The 20144-nt window shown below is 70.6% G+C and carries 16 protein-coding genes and 1 pseudogene; 10 read left to right on the forward strand and 7 right to left on the reverse strand.

Annotated elements, in window-relative coordinates; genetic code table 11:
- Positions 1 to 406 precede the first annotated feature (406 nt).
- The 6 genes from AB0I42_RS33585 to AB0I42_RS33610 form a co-directional block, all read right to left on the reverse strand.
- Positions 407 to 2101, reverse strand: a complete 1695-nt coding sequence (locus AB0I42_RS33585) for a SulP family inorganic anion transporter (protein WP_357543783.1) — start codon at positions 2099 to 2101, stop codon at positions 407 to 409.
- Positions 2098 to 2439 (reverse strand): metalloregulator ArsR/SmtB family transcription factor, encoded by a 342-nt coding sequence (locus tag AB0I42_RS33590; protein ID WP_357543784.1) that lies wholly within the window; start codon positions 2437 to 2439, stop codon positions 2098 to 2100. The genes AB0I42_RS33585 and AB0I42_RS33590 overlap by 4 nt, the downstream gene beginning before the upstream one ends.
- Positions 2440 to 2710: 271 nt before the next feature.
- The gene (locus AB0I42_RS33595) at positions 2711 to 3469 is read right to left on the reverse strand and encodes an SH3 domain-containing protein (RefSeq protein WP_357543785.1); all 759 of its coding nucleotides are present in this window, start codon (positions 3467 to 3469) and stop codon (positions 2711 to 2713) included.
- Positions 3457 to 5223 carry a C39 family peptidase gene (locus tag AB0I42_RS33600; protein ID WP_357543786.1) on the reverse strand — a complete coding sequence of 589 codons (1767 nt, stop codon included), beginning with the start codon at positions 5221 to 5223 and terminating at the stop codon, positions 3457 to 3459. Before AB0I42_RS33600 ends, AB0I42_RS33595 begins: the two co-directional genes overlap by 13 nt.
- Before the next feature lie 63 nt (positions 5224 to 5286).
- Entirely contained in the window at positions 5287 to 5925 is a 639-nt protein-coding gene (locus AB0I42_RS33605; protein ID WP_357543787.1) for a hypothetical protein, read from the reverse strand.
- A gap of 2 nt (positions 5926 to 5927) precedes the next feature.
- Positions 5928 to 6647, reverse strand: a complete 720-nt coding sequence (locus AB0I42_RS33610; protein WP_357543788.1) for a hypothetical protein — start codon at positions 6645 to 6647, stop codon at positions 5928 to 5930.
- A gap of 91 nt (positions 6648 to 6738) precedes the next feature.
- Between AB0I42_RS33610 and AB0I42_RS33615 the strand changes: the two genes are divergently transcribed.
- Both AB0I42_RS33615 and AB0I42_RS33620 read left to right on the forward strand, forming a co-directional pair.
- A complete protein-coding gene (locus AB0I42_RS33615; protein WP_357543789.1) occupies positions 6739 to 9609 on the forward strand; it encodes a BTAD domain-containing putative transcriptional regulator in 2871 nt (956 codons plus the stop codon).
- Between the two features lie 174 nt (positions 9610 to 9783).
- Positions 9784 to 9984 (forward strand): annotated as a pseudogene (locus AB0I42_RS33620) (hypothetical protein); the annotation flags it as partial.
- Positions 9985 to 10119: 135 nt separating this feature from the next.
- On the opposite strand, the gene AB0I42_RS33625 reads toward AB0I42_RS33620, so the two are convergent.
- Positions 10120 to 10359: a hypothetical protein gene (locus AB0I42_RS33625; RefSeq protein WP_357543790.1), complete on the reverse strand. Its 240-nt coding sequence runs from the start codon at positions 10357 to 10359 to the stop codon at positions 10120 to 10122.
- Between the two features lie 753 nt (positions 10360 to 11112).
- Between AB0I42_RS33625 and AB0I42_RS33630 the strand changes: the two genes are divergently transcribed.
- The 8 genes from AB0I42_RS33630 (at position 11113) to AB0I42_RS33665 (ending at position 20139) form a co-directional block, all read left to right on the forward strand.
- Positions 11113 to 12111 carry a DUF1028 domain-containing protein gene (locus tag AB0I42_RS33630; RefSeq protein WP_357543791.1) on the forward strand — a complete coding sequence of 333 codons (999 nt, stop codon included), beginning with the start codon at positions 11113 to 11115 and terminating at the stop codon, positions 12109 to 12111.
- A complete protein-coding gene (locus tag AB0I42_RS33635; protein WP_357543792.1) occupies positions 12108 to 13715 on the forward strand; it encodes an ABC transporter substrate-binding protein in 1608 nt (535 codons plus the stop codon). The genes AB0I42_RS33630 and AB0I42_RS33635 overlap by 4 nt, the downstream gene beginning before the upstream one ends.
- A 69-nt stretch (positions 13716 to 13784) precedes the next feature.
- Positions 13785 to 14804: an ABC transporter permease gene (locus AB0I42_RS33640; RefSeq protein ID WP_357543793.1), complete on the forward strand. Its 1020-nt coding sequence runs from the start codon at positions 13785 to 13787 to the stop codon at positions 14802 to 14804.
- Entirely contained in the window at positions 14801 to 15655 is an 855-nt protein-coding gene (locus AB0I42_RS33645) for an ABC transporter permease (RefSeq protein WP_357543794.1), read from the forward strand. Before AB0I42_RS33640 ends, AB0I42_RS33645 begins: the two co-directional genes overlap by 4 nt.
- Positions 15652 to 16605 carry an ABC transporter ATP-binding protein gene (locus tag AB0I42_RS33650; RefSeq protein ID WP_357543795.1) on the forward strand — a complete coding sequence of 318 codons (954 nt, stop codon included), beginning with the start codon at positions 15652 to 15654 and terminating at the stop codon, positions 16603 to 16605. The genes AB0I42_RS33645 and AB0I42_RS33650 overlap by 4 nt, the downstream gene beginning before the upstream one ends.
- Positions 16602 to 17540: an ABC transporter ATP-binding protein gene (locus tag AB0I42_RS33655; RefSeq protein ID WP_357543796.1), complete on the forward strand. Its 939-nt coding sequence runs from the start codon at positions 16602 to 16604 to the stop codon at positions 17538 to 17540. The genes AB0I42_RS33650 and AB0I42_RS33655 overlap by 4 nt, the downstream gene beginning before the upstream one ends.
- Positions 17541 to 17543: 3 nt before the next feature.
- On the forward strand, positions 17544 to 18734 hold the full coding sequence (locus AB0I42_RS33660; RefSeq protein ID WP_357543798.1) for a M20 family metallopeptidase: 1191 nt from the start codon (positions 17544 to 17546) through the stop codon (positions 18732 to 18734).
- Positions 18727 to 20139, forward strand: a complete 1413-nt coding sequence (locus AB0I42_RS33665) for an amidase (protein WP_357543799.1) — start codon at positions 18727 to 18729, stop codon at positions 20137 to 20139. Before AB0I42_RS33660 ends, AB0I42_RS33665 begins: the two co-directional genes overlap by 8 nt.
- Positions 20140 to 20144: the final 5 nt, after the last annotated feature.

Consider the following 20144-nt stretch of genomic DNA (forward strand, 5'->3'; position numbering starts at 1 on the left):
GGGCCCGTCGACGAACTGCTCGCCGCAGGTGGCCGGTTCGCCCAGTTCTGGCAGCAGCAGGAGTCGGTAGCCGGGTGGCGCATCGCGGCGGGCCGTACCGCCGGCTGATTCCGCCGCGGCGCCGGCGCACTCACCGCCGCCACTGGCGGGCCAACCGGGCCACCTCGTCGAGCAGGTCATGACTTGGTGAGGGCGGGCGGGCGTCGCGGAACTTCGACGACTTCGTGCCGGCGGCCATCGGTGGCGGTGATCGTGATGCGGCGCGGCTTGGATGCCTCGGCGTCAACATGCAGATGGGGGCCGATCTCGCCGGCCACACCAAGACCTGAAACCGTTACCAGACGGGCTTTTGCGCGAGATCGGAAAGGGCGTCCGGCGAGGAGGGGACCAACCTGCGCGAGCCTGGTCAGGGCTGGCGTTGTGTGGGTATCGCTCCGTTGGTGTGGAGCATGTCGCGGGCGGCTTTGATGGCGTCGGGGGTGGTGGGAAGGACCCGGCCGGCGTTGTCGAGGCGGGTGAGTACGCCGAGGGCTTGCAGTGGCCGGTGGTGGCCGTCGCGGATGCCGGAGACGTAGACGGTGATGCCGCGCCCCTCGAGTTTTTCGATGGCGTCCTTGAGGATGAGCGCGCCTGAGGCGTCGATGGTGGTCACTTTGGACATGCGGAGAATGACCACCGAGACGTCTGCTACGTCGGCCAGTTCGAGCAGGAAGCGGTGGGCGGCGGCGAAGAACAGGGGGCCGTCGATCCGGTAGGCGACGATGTGTTCGGTGAGCAGTTTGTGTTCGGCTTCGCCGTGCGTGTCGGGCAGGTCGGGTGTCACGTCGACCTGGTCGAGGCGGGCGTCCTTGGCCACGGCCCGCAGGGCGAGGGTGCCGGCGACGATCAGGCCGATGATCACGGCGTAGACCAGGTCCAGGGCAACTGTCGCGGCAGCGGTGAGGACCAGGACCACGGCGTCGGATCGGGTGGCGCGGGCCATTGCCTTGAGGCTTCCGACCTCGACCATGCGGATCGCGGTGGCGATCAGTACGCCGGCCAGGGCCGCGAGTGGGACACGGGAGACCAGCGGCGCCGCGGCGAGGACGATGAGCGCAAGTATCGCGGCGTGGGTGAGTGCGGCCAGACGGGAGCTGGCTCCGGAACGCACGTTCACCGCGGTACGGGCGATGGCGCCGGTGGCCGGAACCCCGCCGAACAGCGGAGCCGCGATGTTGGCCAGTCCTTGGCCGAACAGTTCACGGTCGGGGTCGTGGCGTTGCTCGACCGTCATGCCGTCGGCCACGGACGCCGACAGCAGGGACTCCAGAGCCGCGAGGGTCGCGACGGCAAGAGCCGGCGCCAGCAGCGCGGTGAGCGTGTCCGGATCGAGGAACCCCAGGGACGGCGCGGGCAGGCCGGCGGGTAGGGCGCCGATCGTCTGCGCATCCAGCTCGAGAGCCTCGGTCACGATCGTCGCGGCGATGACGGCGAGAATGGAGAACGGGATGGCGGGCTTCCATCTCGCACCGAGAAGCATCACCGCGGCCACACCGACGGTGATGCCGGCCGGCGCCCAGTTCGGGGCGCCGACGAATCCTCGCATGGCGTGCCAGGTGGCCAGCAGGATCTGGTCGGCTTCCGGCTTGGGGACGCCGAGTGCGTTGGGAATCTGTTGCAGGCCGATCACACAGGCGATCCCGAACGTGAATCCCTCGACCACCGGCGCCGGGACGTACCGCATGAAGCGGCCAGCCTTGGCGAACGCGAGCGCGACCAGCAGCAGCCCGGCCAGCAACCCGACGGTCAGGACCCCGGTGGCGCCGTACTGAGCGGTGATCGGCACCAGGACGACCGTCATGGCCCCGGTCGGTCCGGAGACCTGCAGGTTCGATCCGCCGAACACCGCGGCGACAGCACCCGCGACGATCGCGGTCGCCAGTCCCGCTTCCGCGCCCATTCCCGAGGCGACCCCGAAGCCGAGGGCGAGCGGAAGCGCGACCACGGCCACCGTGAGTCCGGCCAGCAGGTCGCGGCGCGGCTGACGGCGTATCGCCGCCAGGTCTGCACGACTGGGTAGCAGGGACCTGACCTGACGCCAGGACCTGCCGATCGGCTTCACTTCGCGTCGGCTCCGACTTGCCGTAGCTCCTCAAGAAGCTCGTTCTGCCCGGCGAGCATCTCGGTGAGGATCCGCCGCGCGGCTCGCATCAGGTCGGCGACATCCCCACCGGCCAAGGCGTACACGACGGTGGAGCCCTGGCGGCTGGCTGTGACGATGCCCGACCGGCGAAGCACCGCCAACTGCTGCGACAGGTTCGGAGGCTCGACGTCGATGGCGGCCAGCAGATCCCGCACCGGCATGGGCCGTTCCTGCAGCAGCTCCAGGACCCGAATCCGGACCGGATGACCAAGCATCCGAAAGAACTCGGCCTTGGCCTGATAGAGCGGAACCGGCATGCCACCTCGATCACTGAAACCTGATCACTGAAACCCCACCGCCGAAGCACTACCGCCCGGCCTCCCACATCGTGCATCAAGTTGCGAAATTCTGCAATTGCTAATTCGATCCGCCCGGGGATGCGACCCCCACCGACAACTCCCCTGGCCGCTGGGCGATCGAGACGAGAGCTTCATCGACGCCGCGAACCCCACCTCGACCACTTGACACGTCATAGGGACCTCGGCCGGTCGGCCCAGTCCTCCTCCACCAGGCCGTCCGGGTTTCCGCTCAACAGTTCGGGGCGACCGTGCCGGACGATCCGGTGTGGACGAACCCGTCGGAGACGTACCGGCCGTCGCCGATCTTGTCCCAGATGTCGGTCCAGTACTGGTAGACGTCGCTCCAGACCCGGGTGCCCCGGGTCTGGCAGATGATCTGCACGGTCGCACCGTGGGCGACGGTGCCGACCACGGCGTACGAGGTGCCGGGGCCGGACCGCACGTTCAGTGCGTCGCCGCCGGTATTGACCGTGCCGTAAACCCCGCCACCGGGGTTGCCGACCCCCTCGCGGGCCTCGGCGAGGTAGTTGCGGTAGGCGCCGTTGGTGTAGGTCGCCCACGCGGTCCAGCCGGACCAGCCCCAGATGTCGTGGGCGGCACGGGCGTTGCAGTACAACTCGTAGGCGCAGGCGTCGCTGACCCAGGCGTGATAGCAGTTGTTGATCTGCCAGCCGCCGCGGTCCAGCGACCCGTTGGGGCAGCCGGCGGTCGGGCCGTTGCGGTTCTGGGCGCCGGCGGTGCACCAGGACTCGGCCAGGGCGACGGCGACCGCGACGACCAGGTTCTCGCCGGTCCAGCCGGCCGCACGGGCCGGCTGGGCGCAGCGTACGGAACGGGCGCTGGCCTGCGTGCCCACCCCGTCCCCGGTCCGGGCACCGGTCGCGACCGGCTCCGGCCCGGCCGGGCTCGCCGCGGCCGGCCCGGCCACGGTCAGATTCAGCCCGAGTACGGCCACCAGCGCGACCACGGTACGGATCACGCGGCCCACGCGTACCACCCCCTCATGTAGTCCAGTGTGTAGACGGTGTTCTTGCCGTCCCAGCTCCCGTCGGTGCCGGCGCCGTACGGGTCGTTGACGTAGACCCGGCCGTCGTCGAGGTAGCCGGTGATCAGGGCGATGTGGCCGTACCTGCCGTAGGCGAAGTTGCCGCTGACGACGACCATCAGGTTGGCGTCGATCTTGGACTTGATCCAGGACCAGGTGACATTGCCGGTCTCGGCGACCGCGTACGAGACGTGCCGGTCGAGGTAGTCCCGCAGCCAGTAGTGCAGGGTGCCGACGCTCGGAGTGTCCACCAGCCAGCCGTACGCGCCGGCGAAGTAGTTCCAGTTCGGGTCCGGGGCCACCGCGTCGTAGGTGGTGCCGTAGGCGGTGTACCGGTGGGTGATGTATCCGCCGTACGGTGACCAGTGCCGTGACGGGGTACTGACGTAGTAGCCGTTCTGGTTGGCGAGTTGGTAGCCGGCGAGGTCCATGACCACGCTGGTCGGCCCGCAGGCGGAGTTGCCGTTGAAGTTGTCGGCGGTGTCCCAGAGTTGGTGGATGAAGGTCGACGGGACGATCTTCGCCTGTACGCCGGCGCCGCCGGTGGTTCCGGTGCCGGTGCCCTTCCCGCCGCTGATGACGGTGGCCGTCGTGGGGGTGGCGGCGGCGTCGAGGTGCGCGGCGGTCACCGCGTCGGTGACGTCCACCGTCCGCACCCCGAGGCGTTCGGAGGCCAGCCGCAGTCCGATGCCGGCGAATCCGTCGAGGCGGTAGTTGGCGGTGATGCCGGCGACGACACGTTCGACACCGCCCGTCTTCAGGTCGCGGACGTAGACGCCGTTCAGGTCGTCGAGCCGTTGTAGCGCCCGGCCCCGGCTGGCCGCCTTCTCGTCCGGGGTGACACAGCCCTGGATGGCGTACGCGACCCGCCCGTCGCCGCTCCACACCGCCTCGCGGTAGGAGTCGGTGGTGGTGCCGGTCCGGGTCAGCGTCGTACCGTGCTCGTCGGCGAGCAGGAGGCTGGCGGAGGTGCCGGCGCACGGGTATACGTGGTCGGCGACGATCGCGCTCACCCGCACCGCCCCGCCGACCGTCACGGTGCGCAGGTCGCGGTAGACGGTGCCGCCGGTGCTGGCCAGTACGGTGCGGTGGGTGCCGGTGGCCAGGTCGACCCGGGTCAGTGACGGCCCGGACCCAGGCCCGGCCAGCCGGTGGGTGACCAGCGCCGCCCCGCCGGTGCCCCAGCCGAGCAGTTGTACGTCGCTGCCGGTGAGCCGGGCGACGGCGCGGTCCGGGCCGGCACCTTCCGCCGGGCGCAGCCGCAACTGCCCGGAGTCGGTGCCGGCCAGGACGTAGCCGAGCCAGCCGTCCGTGGTGTACGCGGCGGAGGTTACCCGGCCGGCGGCGACCCTGGTGAGCCGTCCGCTGTCGACGTCGAGGGCGAGCAGGTCGGCTCCGTACCGGCCGTCGAAGTCGGTGATGACGGCGGCGTGTGTTCCGGTCGGGTCGAGCACGGCCCGTACCGAGAAGCCGGGGTCGCTGACCGCGACCGTGGCGCGGGTGACGCCGTCGACGCGGACGTCGTAGCCGGCGGCGGTCCGTACGGTGTGGATGCCGTGGTCGGCGGGGGCGGCCGGCACGCCGCCGGCCGTGGCCGGCGGCGTGCCGGTGGTGGCCAACGCCGCCGCGCAGAGTCCGGCGAGCAGGGTCGGGCGGACGGCCCGCGGGCCGCGTCCGGGTGGTCGGGGTGGGGACATGTGCGTCTCCTTCGCAGGTTGGTCGGGGCTCCCGGCCGGGAGCGCCGCCGGCCGGGAGCGGGTTCACCCGATCTGGTCCGGTGCCCGGGGTTCGAGCCCGAGTGCCTCGCGCAGGTCCTGGGCGAGGGCGGTCGGGTCGGCGAGCCGGCTCTGCCGTACCAGCAGTGCCGTGGAGACCGGGAAGAGGTTGCCGGCCTCCCGCATGAGTTCGGCCGTGCCGGCCCCGGCTGGGCGGTCGGGGCCGAGAACCCGATCGGCGGTCGGGTCGTCGAGGACGTAGACCCAGACCCGGTAGGCGCTCGGGTCGTCGGTCAGCCCCGGACCGGCCAGTACGGTGCGGTCGTACCGCTCGGGCAGGGCCGGTGCGGGGCAGCCGAGGTGGACCGCGGTCGCCGGGTCGTACCCGAACCGGCCGTAGGCACCGGACCAGCCTGGCGCCTGGCGGGCCCGGTCCAGGGCGGTGAGCAGGACGGTCCGGACGCTGTCCGGCGCGTCCGAACGCGGTCCGGGCTCGACACACATCCGCAGGTCCGACCGGGTGGTGACGAGCAGTCCGCTGGCGGTGTCGAGGTGGGCGTGGTCGTGGCCGCTGTCACGGTCGCGGCCTGTCGCCGCCACCGCGATCCCGCCGGCGATCAGCGCCGCCACGACCGCCCCGGTCAGCACGGTCAGGAGTCGGGTGGGTGGAAAGCGCCGGTCCACGGTCAGCCCATCAGGTTCCGTACGGACTGGAAGTCCGATGGGCTCGGGTACCAGTTGGTCCAGTTGCCGCAGCCGTAGCCGACGATCGTGCTGTGCATGAGGCTCGGCGGGTTGCAGACGCCGTTGTCGTCGGTCAGGCCGAAGACGTGCCCGAACTCGTGGTTGATGAACGCCCGACCGGTGTTGTCGAGCCGGCCGCCGGAGCTGAAGACCAGGTAGACGTATGCCCACCGGCTGTCGTAGTGGCCGTGGGTGGCGTTCCACACCGGGTTGTCGTGGACGACGCAGTTGTAGTAGTTGGCCGGGCCACCGCACCGGCCGCTCCAGTCCCAGGCGTAGTGGACCTCGATCTCGATGGTGTTCCGGGTCGCGGCGGGGTACGAGCTGCAGTGGCTGTCGGTCGGCCACAGGTCGATCCGCCACTCGCCGAGGCCGTCCCAGACCCTGCCGGATCCCATCTGCGTCAGGGTCTGGTTGACGAAGGAGCGGGCGGCGGCGTGGCTGACCTTGGACGTGTCCCGCGACTCGACGCAGAACTGCTCGTCGTAGGTGCCGGCGGTGGAGCCGGCGGTGGCGAAGTGCATGTTGTGCAGGTGCCGCTGCGAGCTGGGGTTCGGGTGGGAGGCGGCGGCCGGTCCGGCTGGTACGAGCAGCGCGGCGACCAGCACGGCGAGCCATACGGCCGGAACCCAGGCGGGTAGCCGGGCACGTCGGTCGGACATCGACGTTCTCCTTTCGACGGGGGTGTCTGGAGTGTTCCGGGCAGCGTTCTACGGCTGGTATATGCGCACCTGATCGCTATGCTTCGATGCCATGGAGGATCGGCTGCGGTTCGGTCTCCTCGGCCCCGTACAGGCGTGGGCCGGCGACCGGCCGGTCGTGCTCGGACCACCGATGCAGCGTGCGGTCCTGGCCGCGCTGCTCCTGCACGCCAACCGGGTCACCTCGGTCGACGAACTCGTCAACCTGCTGTGGGAAGCCGGGCCGCCGCGCACCGCCCGCAAGAACGTCCAGTTGTACGTGTGGCGCCTACGCAAGCTGCTCGGCGACCGCCTGGTGTCGAGCCCGCCCGGCTACCGGATCGCGGTCGACCCGGCCGACCTGGACATCACCCGGTTCGAGGACCTGCTCCGCGCGGCCCGGACGTCCGTCCGGGCCGGCCGTTGCGAGCGGGCCGGCGCGCTGTACCGGTCGGCGCTGGACCTGTGGCGCGGCGAGCCGCTGGCCGACGTCGCCGGGATCGGCACCTTCGGCGCCGGCGCCGCCCGGCTGGACCGGTTACGCCTGGCGGCGTACGAGGAGTACGTCGACGTGGAACTCGACCTGGACCGGCACCAGGCGGTGTTGCCACTGCTCGACGACCTGGTCACCCGCTATCCGCTGCACGAGCGGTTCGCCGAGCAACAGGTGACGACGCTGCACCACCTCGGCCGGCGGGGTGCGGCCGTCGACGCGTACCTGCGGTGCCGCCGGACGCTCGCCGACGAACTCGGGCTGCGGCCCGGCCCGGTCCTACAACGCCTCGGTGAACTGGCCCGGGGCCCGGCCGACCCGCCAGCCCCGGGCCCCCGAGGGTCGGCGCTGCGGGAGTTGCCGCACACCGTCGCCGCATTCGTCGGCCGCCAGCGGGAACTCGCCGTCCTGCGCGAACGGCTCACCGACCGCCGGGAACCGGCGATCCCGCTGTGCGTGGTCACCGGACCGGCCGGGGTCGGCAAGTCGGCCCTGGCCATACGGGCAGCCCACCAGGTCGCCGACGCCTTCCCTGACGGCCAGTTGTACGCCGACCTGCGTGGCGCCACCGCCGGCCTGCAGCCGGCCGCGCCGATCGACGTACTCGGCCGGTTCCTGCGGGTGCTCGGGGTGGCGGACAACGCGGTCCCCGCCGAGGTGGCCGAGGCGTCGGCCCGCCTGCGGTCGCTGCTGGCTGACCGGCGGCTGCTCCTGGTCCTCGACAACGCCCACGACGCTGCCCAGGTAAGACCCCTGATCCCGGCCGGTACCCGCTGCGCGGTCCTGGTCACCTCCCGGCGCAACCTGGTCGACGTCGACGGTGCCAGCCACCTGGAACTCGACGTGCTCGCCGACGCCGACGCCGTCGAACTACTCGTCCGGCTTGCCGGCGGCCCCCGGGTCGCCGCGGAGGCCGACACCGCGGCGCTGCTGGTCCGCCGGCTCGGCGGCCTGCCGCTCGCGATCCGGATCGCCGGTGCCCGGCTCGCTGCCCGGCCGAACTGGACGCTGGCCACGCTCGCCGACCGGCTGCACGACGAACGGCGCCGGCTGCACGAACTGCGCCTGGGCGACATCGCGGTACGGACCAGTTTCCTCGTCAGCTACCAGCACCTGGCCGACCCGATGGCGACCCGGCTGTTCCGGCTACTCGGTGCCGTCGACGGACCGGACGTCACCGCACCGGTCGCCGCGGTGCTGCTGGACGTCGACCCACCGCAGGCCTTGGACGCGCTCGACGAACTCGTCGACGCCCGGCTGCTCGACGAGACCGCGACGGGGCGCTACGCCATGCACGACCTGATCCGGCTCTTCGCCCGCGAACGCGCCGGCGACGAACCACCCGCCGACCGGGACGCGGCCGTGGACCGGATGCTGGCCCACCACCTCGACCTGGCCCGACACGCGTTGGGCCTGCTGCGGCCCGGCACCCGTACGCCCCCGATCACCGGCCCGCCGCGCTTCGCCGACGCGGACACCGCGCTAGCCTGGCTGACCACCGAGCGGACGAACCTGGTGGCGGCCACCGTGCAGGCCGCCGGTTCGGCGGCACACGCCCGCCGCGGCGCCGACCTGGCCGACAGCCTGTTCCTCTTCTTCGAGATGTCCGGGCACGTGGCGGACTGGCTCACCGTCGACCGGGCCGGCATCGACGCGGCCGTCCGGCTCAGTGACCGGGTGACCGAGGCCCGCCTGCGGCACGACCTCGCGGTCGCGTACTTCTATTTGCACCGCCCCGACGAGGCGGCCCGGCATCTAGAGCACAGCCTGCTGGTCAGCCGGGCCGCCGGCGACGACGAGGGCCGGGCCAGGGCGCTGAACCAGTTCGGTGTGCTGCACGGTATGGCCGGCGACTACGAACGGGCCGCCGAGTTCTTCAAGGACAGCCTGCGGCTACGCCGCAAGCTCGGTGATGAGCGGTCCTGTGCCGCGGCCCAGGGCAACATCGGCATGGCTTACCGCCTCGCCGGACGCCTGGAGGAGTCGGTGCGGCACTGCCGGGCGGCGGCGACCCTGGCCCGGCGCGCCGCCGCCCCCGAGGTGGAGGTGAACGCGCTAGGCAATCTCGGTGAGGTGCAGTGCATGCTGGGCCGCTACAGTTCGGCGCTGCGGTACCTGCGGCGCAGCCTGGCCATCGCCGGGGTGCCGGCCAACGAACGCAACCGGGGCAGCATCATGGGCACCCTCGCCGACGCCTACCTCGGCGCCGGACGGCCCGGTCCGGCGATCAGATACGCGGAACTTGCCGTCGAGGCGATGCGTCGGGCGGACTTCCGGCACGGCGAGGCGCTCGCGCTGCGCCGGGCCGGCCGGATGCTGTGCGCCCACGGCGATCCGGGACGCGGGATAGAACAGTTGCGGCTCGCCCTGGCCCTGTTCACCGACCTAAAGCTACCCGAAGCGGCCGAGGTACGCGCCGAACTACGTGCGGCCCGGCCGATCCGGCCGTAACCCGGCGCCGGGCATGGCCTGCGTCCGCCGCTGCTGGACGCTGACGCAGCGCTACCGCGACAGCAGCCAGTTCCGCACCGCACTGGATGGGACGTCGCCTACATCATGCAGGTCAACGGCGACGCCCCTTATCGATCACCGCCACGCCGCAACTTGCTGCGCGAAAGTGATCTCCCCAGAATGATGTACCCGCTGGTCGCGGACCTAGCCGCGGACGGGATCCCCGTCGCGGTGACCTGCCGGGTGCTGGACTTCAGCAAGCAGGCGTACGCGGTGAACCGTCGTCGGGCGCGCCGGTGCGATGCCTACTACGCGTGGAAGAAGGTCCCGGTCAGCGGGGACGATCTGTCCGATGCCCACCTGATCGACGTCGCCCATCACCACCACCAGCGCTCCCACCCGTTCCCCGACCTTGCTCTCCTCGGTCCCCGTAGTCCGCGCGCACCGACGATTCGGCGCGGCGCGGGCCGGACGACGTCCGGTGGTGCCGTCCGCCTGCGCCACCCGACCTCAGCCCTTCTCCTGCTGGAGGCGCTGCATTAGCATTTTCTTGCCTTGCTCGCCCGCCTTGCGGTTGTTGTCCTGGATCCGCCGGAACCAATCGGCGAGTTCCGTGTCGCCGTCGGCGTTGGCGTCGCCGATGTACGTCTCCAGCTGCCAGATGTGCTGCAGTGACATCTGCAGCGCGTGGACCAGGTCGTAGTTCTTATCCTTTACCGGGCTCGCCGCTTCCCGAACGATCGTGGCCACGGCACACCTCCCTAGTCGCTGATGCGTGGAACCAGCGCTTTCCCCTCGCCACGGCCTTCACGCCGGCTACCTACCGCCCGCTGGCAGGTAGGGAGCACGCACGGCGGAACTGGCGGCGTTACAGATCGTGCGATACGGCGAGAGCCCAGCGAACGTTGCGGCCGGCGCGGCAGTCGGCGCCGAACTGATCGACCTCACCCACCGGCACCCGGACGTGCCGCTCAACCCGACCGGGCAGGGGCAGGCCACCACCACCGACCTGCGGACCTGCGGTTCGCCGGCCTGCCGGTCCTGTCTCGCGAACGGTCCTGTCTCACATTCGGTGGTGACCGAGCGTGCTGCTATCCGAGGAGGATGCGGTGGCGAAGCAGGGTGAAGCCTGCTCGTCCGTGCATTGGCGGCATGAACTCCACCGTCTTGGGGCGACGGCGCTGACCGTCGTCGCCCGTTGCTCGTCGCACGTGAAGATGCGGCATCGGAACCGGCGTTCAGCGTCGGCCAGACCCGCCGCCGCGATCGGGTCGTGCCCAGCAGCGTGCCGCCGACCCTCCAGGCCGAACCGCGTCGAACTCGCAGGTCTCGTTGAGCGGCAGATCCCGGCCGGTGGTGGATCACGTTCCGGATACGGACTCTTGCCCATGCCGCACCTCCTCCGATAACTTGCGTGTCATAAGTTCACGAGGCAGCGCCAACAATCCCAGCAAACGGCTCTCGTTTCGGGGATGTTGCGGGACGCAAGTTGAGGAGAGTGCGGTGACGTTCTCGATCGTGGCCGTCGACCCGGCGACCGGTGAGATCGGCGCGGCCGTGCAGTCTCACTTCTTCGCCGTCGGTCGCCGCTGCCTGACCGTCCTGCCCGGGACCGGCGCGGTCGCGTCGCAGGCGTTCGGGGACGCCGGCCACGGACCGCTCGTTCTCGACGCGCTCTCGAACCCCGGCGCCGTCCCCGCAGTCGTCCTGCGGCGGCTGATGGCCGGTGACGAGAACCGCGAGCTGCGGCAGGTCATGGTTATCGGCCCAAGCGGCGAGGCAGCCGCCCATACCGGCGCTGGATGCATTCCGTACGCCGGTCACCGGATAGGTGCCGGCGTGGCCGCGGGGGGCAACACACTCTCCGGCCCTCACTGGCAGGACATGGTCGACGCGTACCGGGACAGCCCCGGCCCGATCGAACAGCGCCTGCTCGCCGCCCTCTCCGCCGCACAAACGGCCGGCGGCGACCTGCGCGGCATGATGTCCGCCGCGCTCAAGGTCGTGGGTCCGGAACAGACCCGGTGGCCGCAGCCGGGCACCCGCATGGACCTGCGCGTCGACCATCACCCGGCGCCGATCGAGGAGCTCGCCCGCCTGGTGACGCTCTCGGCGGCGCATGCCAGGCTTACCGCCGGTGTCCTCTCCCCCGGCCGGATCGTCGGCACCGGGGCGGCTCCGATCGACGACACCAACGCACCGGGGATCCTCGACGACCTGGCGGGGGCGCAGCACGTCTTCGGCGACGACCCGGAACCCACATTCTGGCGCGGTGTCGTGGCGGCGCGTGTCGGGCGCGACGCGCTCGCGGCCTCCTGTTTCGCTCGGGCCATCGCGCTACGTCCGTCGTACGAACAGCTCGCCGGCGCGCTCGAACGCGCTGGCCGGCTCCGGCTTCCCCCGGGTGGACTCCGCGCGCTCCTGGCGGCCCACCCGAACGTCCCACCCCCAACGACCGTCCAGCCTGGTCGGAACGGACAGATGGAGACCCCCAGCACATGAGACGAAAGCAATTCGCGCCGCTCGTGGCAGCCGCGCTCACCGGCCTCGTCGCACTCACCGGATGCCAGGGCGGGTCGCAAGGCGACTCCGGCGGCCGATCGCACAGCTTCATCATCGGTGCCGGCGAGGTGGACGGGCTCGACCCCGTCCAGACCAAGACGATGACCGCCCAGATGGTCGTGGCGAACCTGTACGCCAACCTGATTGAACAGAAGATGGTCCCGGTAGCGGACGGCTACCTGGATGGCACCGACGAGTACGTCAACGGCATCGTCGAGAACTACGAGACCTCCGCCGACGGCACGGTGCTCACTTTCACGCTGGCCGACGGGCTGACCTTCGCCGACGGCTCGCCACTCACCGCCGACGACGTTGTCTACACCATGCGGCGAACGCTCTCGGAAGCCTCCTACGTCAGCGGCTCCAGCACGGTCTTCATGCACATCAGTGACGCCGAGAAGCAGATCATGGCGGTCGACCCGTCGACCGTCCGGGTCACGCTCGACTCACCAGCGCCGGCCGTCAACGCATTCCTCGCTCTGAGCACCTTCGGCATCCTGAGCTCGGAGAAGGGCTCGGCGAACGCGGGCGCGAACGGCGCCGCCACCGAGTTCTTCGTCAAGAACGCCACACCGTCCGGCCCGTTCACGCTCGAGTCGTGGAACGCCGGCGAGAGCGTCAAGCTCGTCAAGAACCCCAAGTACGTGCACGCGGGCGACGTCTACCCGGAACAGCTCACCATTCTCAACATGGCCGACGAGGACCAGCGCTACCTCGCGTTGAGGAACGGCGACATCGACGTGGCACTCGACCTGTCGCCTCGGCTGGTGAAGGAGGCGTCCTCGCAGGCCGGGCTGACCGTGCACAGCATGCCCAGCAACACGCTCTACTACCTGGGCATGAACCCCAAGGTGGCACCCTTCGACAACAAGCTCGTCCGCCAGGCGGTGGCCGCCGCCGTCCCGTACGAGTTGCTGATGCGGGAGGTCGTGCTCGGCCAGGCGAGCCCGGCGTACGGCGTGGTACCGCACAACATGACGACCAGTACCGCGCCGTCGGAGAAGGCCACACAGTACGAGACGAACGCCGAGCGCGCCAAGCAGCTTCTCGCGCAGGCGGGGGTGCGTGACCTGACCGTCGACCTCTCGATCTCCTCGGCCGACCCGATCTCGGTGGACTCGGCCGTCCACATCCAGTCGGCGCTCGCCCAGGCCGGCATCAAGGTCCAGATCAAGCAGCTGGCCGACGCCGACTTCGAGACCCGGAGCAAGGCTCAGGAGCTCGGGTTCTTCGTCGCGAACTGGGCCTCGTGGGTGCAGGATCCGTTCTTCCAGATGCGTGCCCTGCTGCTGACGGACCGGGCGACCAACCGGACCGGCTTCGCTAACGCCCAGTTCGACAAGCTCGTCCTGGACGGCATCGCCGAGGGCGACCGCGCCACACGCGACCAACTGTCGGCCGAGGCACAGCGGATCGTGATCGACGAGGCATCGTTCGTCGGCCTGTTCACCAAGAACATGTCCGTTGTGACACGGTCCGATGTAGAGGGCGTCACGCTCACCGACGACCTGCTGCCCCGTCTGAAGTACCTGTCCCGTAAATGACGTCCTGATTCGCCGGGCCGGCCGAAGAGGGCCGGCTCGGCGACCGGGCAAGCCGTGGAGTGCAACCTCTTGACCAGGTATCTCCTGCGACGCCTGCTGTCGAGCGCGATCACCATCGCGGTCATGGCGGTGCTCGTGTTCTTCGCATCCCGGGTGCTGCCCGGCGACCCCGCAGTCATCCGTGCCGGCAACGACGCCACGCCGGAGCTGATCGCGAGGATCCGCGCCGAGCACGGTCTGGACCTTCCGCTGTACGAGCAGTTCTTCCACTACGTCGGTGGCCTGCTGCACGGGGATCTGGGCACGTCGGTGCGGACGGGCAACCCCGTCTCCGCGGACCTGCTGACATTCCTTCCCGCCACCTTGGAGCTGAGCCTGCTGGCGTTCGTCGTCGCCGTGCTGATCGGCGTCACCGTCGGCACGGTCGCCGCCGCCAGGGCAGGGCGGTGGCCGGACGCGGTGGCACGTGGCTTCACTGCGGTGGGGGGCTCTATGCCCAGCTTCTGGCTCGCACTCATGGCCATCTTCGTCCTCGTCTACTCCCTGGGCCTCTTCCCGAGCCCGGTGGGACGGTTGCCACTCGGCACGAGCGCGCCGCCGCGCCACACCGGCTTCCTGACCATCGACGCGCTCATCGCCGGCGACGGTGCCCTGGCAACGTCGGCGCTCGCCCAGCTCGCGCTGCCGGCGCTCCTGCTGGGGATGCTCAGCTCGATCGCGCTCGCCCGGATCACTCGTACGGCGATGATCGACGCGCTCAGCGCGAGCCACACGCGGGCCGCGCGCGGACTGAACCTGGGGCGCCGGCACATCCTGCTGCAGGAGGGCTTCCGCAACGCGCTGCCGACGATCATCACATCGATGGGCTTCGTCGCCGGACACCTCATCGCCGGCAACATCATCGTCGAGCAGATCTTCTCGTGGCCCGGGATCGGGCGGTACCTGAGCACGGCGATCTCGCAGAGCGACCTCGACGTCGTGCAGGGCTTCGTGATCGTCGTCGGTGTCAGCTACGTGCTCATCAACCTCGTCGTCGACCTTCTGTACGTCGTCTCGGACCCGCGCATCGACCTGAGGAGGGCAGGATGACGACCGCCAGGATGCTCGCCTCGGCTCGCCCACGCCGGCTGGCCCGGCTGCGTGGCCGCGGGGACCTCGGACTGCGGCTCGGGCTGTTGCTGCTGGCCGTCCTCGTGCTGATCGGCTTGGTCGGCCCGCTCCTGCTGCCCGACCCGAACGCGACGGCGGCCGGTCAGTCGCTGTTGCCACCGGGCCCGGACCATCTCTTCGGCACCGACCGGTACGGCCGCGACCTGCTCGCCCGTACGGTCGCCGCGATCCGCCTCGACCTCGTGCTCGGTATCGGAGTCGCCGTCGCCGCGATGCTGCTCGGCTCGCTGCTGGGCGCCGTTGCCGGCTACCTCGGTGGCATCGTCGACGAAGTGGTCATGCGCTTCACCGACGCGCTGCTGGCCTTCCCCGGTTTCGTGCTCGCCCTCATGGTCGTCGCCTTCACCGGCAACAGCCTGGTGTTCATGGCGGTCGGCGTCACCATCGGATCGATGCCCCACTTCATCCGGCTGTCCCGGGCCCGAGCACTGTCCGAACGGGAACTCGACTACATCCCCGCCAGCAAGCTGGCCGGCAGCGGAAGCGGCGGCATCATCTTCGGGCACATCATGCCCAACACGATCGGGGCGCCGCTCATCCAGACCACCGTCACCGCCGGATGGGCGATCCTGGACATCGCGGCCCTGTCGTTCCTCGGCGTCGGCGTCCAGCCACCCACCGCCGAGTGGGGCACGATGATCTCGGAGGGTTACAGCGAGATCCTCACCGGCAAGTGGTGGCCCGCGTTCTTCCCCGGCCTGTTCATGCTCATCGCCGTACTGGCCTTCCAGCTGATCGGTGACGGGCTTTCGAAATGGAAGAACTCATGAGCCTTCTCGCGGTTGACGACCTCGATCTCCGGATCGCCCGGTCCGGGCAGACGCTGCTGCGCGATGTCACCGTCTCCATCGAGCGCGGTTCCATCGTCGGCCTGGTCGGCGAGTCCGGCTCCGGAAAGTCGATGTTCTCGCTGGCCCTCATGGGACTTCTGCCCGACGGCGTCGAGGTTTCCGCCGGGACGGCGGAGGTGGCGGGTCGACCCATCTTCCGCGGTGCGTCACGCTCCTATGACACCGCCGTACGGGACCGGATCGCGCTCGTGTCCCAGAACCCGCGGGCCGCCCTGAACCCGACCATGCGGATCGGCAAACAGATGGTACGCGTGCTGCGGCAACGCCGACGGATGGGGAAAGTCCAGGCGCGGGACGAGGCCCGGGAGCTGCTGCGCAAGGTGGGCATATCCGATCCACTGCGGGTCGAGCGCGCCTACCCGCACCAGCTCTCCGGAGGGATGTGCCAGCGGGTCGTCATCGCGATGGCGCTCTCCGTCCAGGCACCCGTGCTGATCGCCGACGAACCCACGACCGGTCTCGACGTCACTATCCAGGCGCAGATCCTTCTGCTGCTCAAGGAGCTGATGGCCGACGGCGACCGGGCGGTTCTCATGGTCACCCACGACCTCGCCGTCGTGAGCAGCATGTGCGACCAGGTGATCATCCTCTACGGCGGTCAGGTGATGGAGGTGGGCCCGACGCAGGACATCTTTCACGACCCCGTGCACCCCTATACCCGCTTCCTGCTCGAGAGCCTCGAAGACCACGTCCCGAGCGCCGACGACATCGGCGACCGGGTGACGGAGTCCTCGGTGGACTTTTCGCTTGCCGGCTGCCGCTTCGCGAAGCGGTGCCCGTTCAGCACGGACCTGTGCCACCGCGAGCCGCCGCTCGCACGCCGGAGCGGGACTCGGACCGTCAACTGCCACCACCGGGGTGTCTCGTGAGCCCACTGCTTCAGGTCGATGACCTCGTCATCACCTACATGAACGGCCGGCGCCGCGTCCCCGCCGTACGCGGTGTGAGCTTCGCCGCCGAGCCCGGGGAGACGATCGCCCTGGTCGGGGAGTCCGGATGCGGGAAGTCGTCGACCGCCCGAGCGGTCGCCGGGCTCGAGGCGCCCACCACCGGCCGCGTGCGCATGGCCGGGCATGACGTCGGCGCCATCGCGCGCGACCCCAAGCTGCGTCACCTCGTGCAGATGGTGTTCCAGCACTCCGACCAGTCGCTCGACCAGATGTGGACGGTCGAGCGCATCGTCGCCGAGCCACTGGCCCGAATGCACCGTATGAGGCGCGGTGCCGCCCGGGACCGGGTCGTTCCCGCGCTCGCCGAGGTCGGGCTCGGTGACGAGTACCTGACCCGGCGGCCGCGCGACCTCTCCGGTGGGCAGGCGCAACGCGTGGCCATCGCCCGCGCCCTGATCACCCGCCCCCAACTCGTCGTGCTCGACGAGCCCACCGCGAGCCTGGACCAGTCGGTGCGGTCAAGAGTGCTTGCGCTGCTGCAGCGTCTGCAAAACGAACGGAAGATGACCTACGTTTTCATCTCCCACGACCTGGCCAGCGTGCGTCGAATCGCCCACCGGGTCGCCGTGATGTACCTGGGGCGCATCGTCGAGGTAGGACCCACCGCCGAGATCTTCCGCAATCCGATGCACCCGTACACCAGGGGCCTGCTCGAGTCCGAACCGCGGGTCACGCCCAACGAACCGTGGGAGATCACCCCGATGCGAGGCGAGACGCCCAGCCCTTCGGCCATCCCCACGGGGTGCGCCTTCCAAGGGCGGTGCCCACTCGCCGACCCGCAGTGCGCGGCCGTCGATCCCCGTCTCGTCGAGGTCGCCGGTGGCCGGCTGCTGGCCTGCGTGAAGAAGGACTGACACGTGCCCACACTGTCCCGGCCCCGGCCGGCACGCCTTTTGTCAGCCGCGGCGCGCCGTCTGCCGCAGATACTCGACGACCTGAAGCTGCTGGTCGAGTGCGAGTCCCCGTCTGCGGTTCCGGCCGCGCTCCACGAGTGCGCCGACCACCTGGAGGGCCTCGTCCTGACACGCGTTGGTCGCCGGGCCGAGTCGCGAGGCGAGGCACTGCCGCACCTGCGGTGGCGGTGGGGTGGCTCGCCCAACCGCGTCCTGATGCTCACCCACTTCGACACGGTCTGGCCCGTGGGCACGCTCGTGGACTTTCCCTTCTCCGACGAGGACGGCCTGGTCCGCGGACCCGGGAGCTTCGACATGAAGGCAGGGATCGTCATCGCGGTGCATGCGCTGGCGGTGCTCCGGGAGGTGGCCGGCGATCGCGCGCTCGACGGGATCTGCCTGCTCTCCACCGCCGACGAGGAACTCGGGTCCGGCGGGTCGCGGGCGCTGATCGAGACGGAGGCAGACGGCTGCCGGGCCGCGCTCGTCTTCGAGGGTGCCGGCGCGGACGGCGCGCTGAAGACCGCCCGCAAGGGCACCGCACACTACGTGCTCCGCGTGCACGGCAAGGCGTCCCATGCCGGCCTGGAACCGGAACGAGGCGTGAACTCGGCGCTGGACGCCTCCCGCCTGACCATCGCCGCGGCACGGCTGTCCGACCCGGCCCGGGGAACCACCGTGACACCGACCCTCGTCACGGCGGGCACGTCCAGGAACACCGTTCCCGACCTCGCCGAGATTTCTCTCGACGTGCGGGCGGCCGACCCCGACGAACAGCAGCGTGTCGACAACGCGCTGCGGCGGCTGGTGGCAGAGCCGTCCCCCATCGGGTGCGGCATCGAGCTCGTCGGCGGGCCGAACCGCCCCCCGATGACGGCGCGGACGTCCGCGGCACTCTACGAGACCGCGCGGCGGGTGAACCGCTCGCTCGACCTGCCCGAGCTCAAGCAGGTCTCGGTCGGCGGTGGCTCGGACGGCAACCTCACCGCGGCGCTGGGCATCCCCACGCTGGACGGGCTCGGCGCGGTCGGTGGCGGCGCGCACACCCGCGAGGAGCGGGTCATCGCCGACCGCTTCGTCGACCGCGTCGCCCTTGCCGCCGCGCTCCTCGCCGAACTGCTCGACGCGCCCATGACAGGAGATGACCGTGGCTGAGCCGCTGGACCCGTTCGCCCCGGCGACGGAGGTCGCCCGCCGCATCCGGGAGCGCGAGGTGACGCCGTTGGAGGTGGCACGGTTCTACCGCGACCGCGTGGACCGGCTCAACGACCGTCTCAACGCGATCGTCTGGCTGGACGAGGCGTTCCTCGACCGCGCCGAGCGCGCAACCAGGGAGCTGGCGGACCGCCGCGACCTCCCGGCGTTCTTCGGCGTGCCGATCGCGGTCAAGGACGTCCAGAACGTCGCGGGACAGCCGAACACGAAGTCGTCCCTGGCCGTCTCGGCTGCGCCGCAGGTGCGTGGCGACATCTTCGTCGAGCGGCTGCTCGCCGCCGGCTTCACGCCGATCGGCCGGACCGCCTCGTCCGAGTTGGCGGCGACGCCGACGACCGAGAGCATCAAGCACGGCGTCACCCGCAACCCGTGGCACCCGGAGGTGAGCCCGGCCGGGTCGAGCGGCGGGTCGGCGGCGGTGATCGCCGCGGGCATGGTGCCGGCGGCGACCGCTACGGACGGCGCCGGCTCGATCCGCCTTCCCGCGTCCGCCTGCGGCCTCGTCGGCCTAAAACCCACCCGCGGGCTGCTCCCGCAGCGGACACCGAACTGGGAGGGCTCATCCGTCGACGGCGTACTGACCCGGACCGTCGCCGACACCGCCGCGATCCTGGACGTCGTCGCCGCTCCCGACCCGTATGCGTGGACGGTGACCGCGACCCCGCCGCCGGACTACCAGCGGGCCCTCCACGACGATCCGCCGCCGCTGCGCATCGCCGTACTCCTGCAGGCGCCCGGCGACATCGAAGTGGACGACGAGTGCGTGGCGGCGACCCGCGAGGTCGCCGACCGGCTCGCCCGGGACGGGCACGAGATCGTCGAGGTGGCGCCGACGATCGCGCAGAGCCAGGCGATCGACCTCTACCGCCGCTTCGTCGGCCCGGCCGGCAGCCACCTGCTCGACTACGACCTCAGCCAGCCGATGCAGCCGGGCGTACGCGCACGCCTGCGCCACGTCGAGGACATGTCGGTACGGGACTACGTGCGCGCCGTGGCCGAGCTGAAACGGCTGACCCGCGACCTGGTGCGCCCCTGGGTCGAGGACTTCGCCGTCCTGGTGACGCCGACGAGCGCGGTCCGCACCCCGCCGCACGGCGTGGTGACCCACGAACACAACAACCCCGACCAGGGGCAACCGACTCTCAAGGCGGTCGGGGCATTCACCGGATGGGTCAACGTCGCCGGGCTGCCTGCGATCTCGTTGCCGACCCACACCGACACGCGTGACGCCCCGCTCGGCGTCCAACTCGTCGGCGGCCCGTTCTCCGAGGCTTCGCTTCTGAGGATCGGCCGGCGGCTCGAACGGCAGTACCGCTGGCCCGACCGCCGCCCGGCCGGGACCTGAAGGAG

The organism is Polymorphospora sp. NPDC050346, from assembly GCF_040655695.1.
Classification (GTDB): Bacteria; Actinomycetota; Actinomycetes; order Mycobacteriales; family Micromonosporaceae; genus Polymorphospora; species Polymorphospora lycopeni.

What these genes read in the sequence shown, in the direction of transcription:
- AB0I42_RS33590 (WP_357543784.1), bottom strand. Translation starts at nt 2,439, where the DNA reads ATGCCGGTTCCGCTCTATCAGGCCAAGGCCGAGTTCTTTCGGATGCTT.
- AB0I42_RS33600 (WP_357543786.1), bottom strand. Translation starts at nt 5,223, where the DNA reads ATGTCCCCACCCCGACCACCCGGACGCGGCCCGCGGGCCGTCCGCCCG.
- AB0I42_RS33610 (WP_357543788.1), bottom strand. Translation starts at nt 6,647, where the DNA reads ATGTCCGACCGACGTGCCCGGCTACCCGCCTGGGTTCCGGCCGTATGG.
- AB0I42_RS33615 (WP_357543789.1), top strand. Translation starts at nt 6,739, where the DNA reads ATGGAGGATCGGCTGCGGTTCGGTCTCCTCGGCCCCGTACAGGCGTGG.
- AB0I42_RS33635 (WP_357543792.1), top strand. Translation starts at nt 12,108, where the DNA reads ATGAGACGAAAGCAATTCGCGCCGCTCGTGGCAGCCGCGCTCACCGGC.
- AB0I42_RS33645 (WP_357543794.1), top strand. Translation starts at nt 14,801, where the DNA reads ATGACGACCGCCAGGATGCTCGCCTCGGCTCGCCCACGCCGGCTGGCC.
- AB0I42_RS33650 (WP_357543795.1), top strand. Translation starts at nt 15,652, where the DNA reads ATGAGCCTTCTCGCGGTTGACGACCTCGATCTCCGGATCGCCCGGTCC.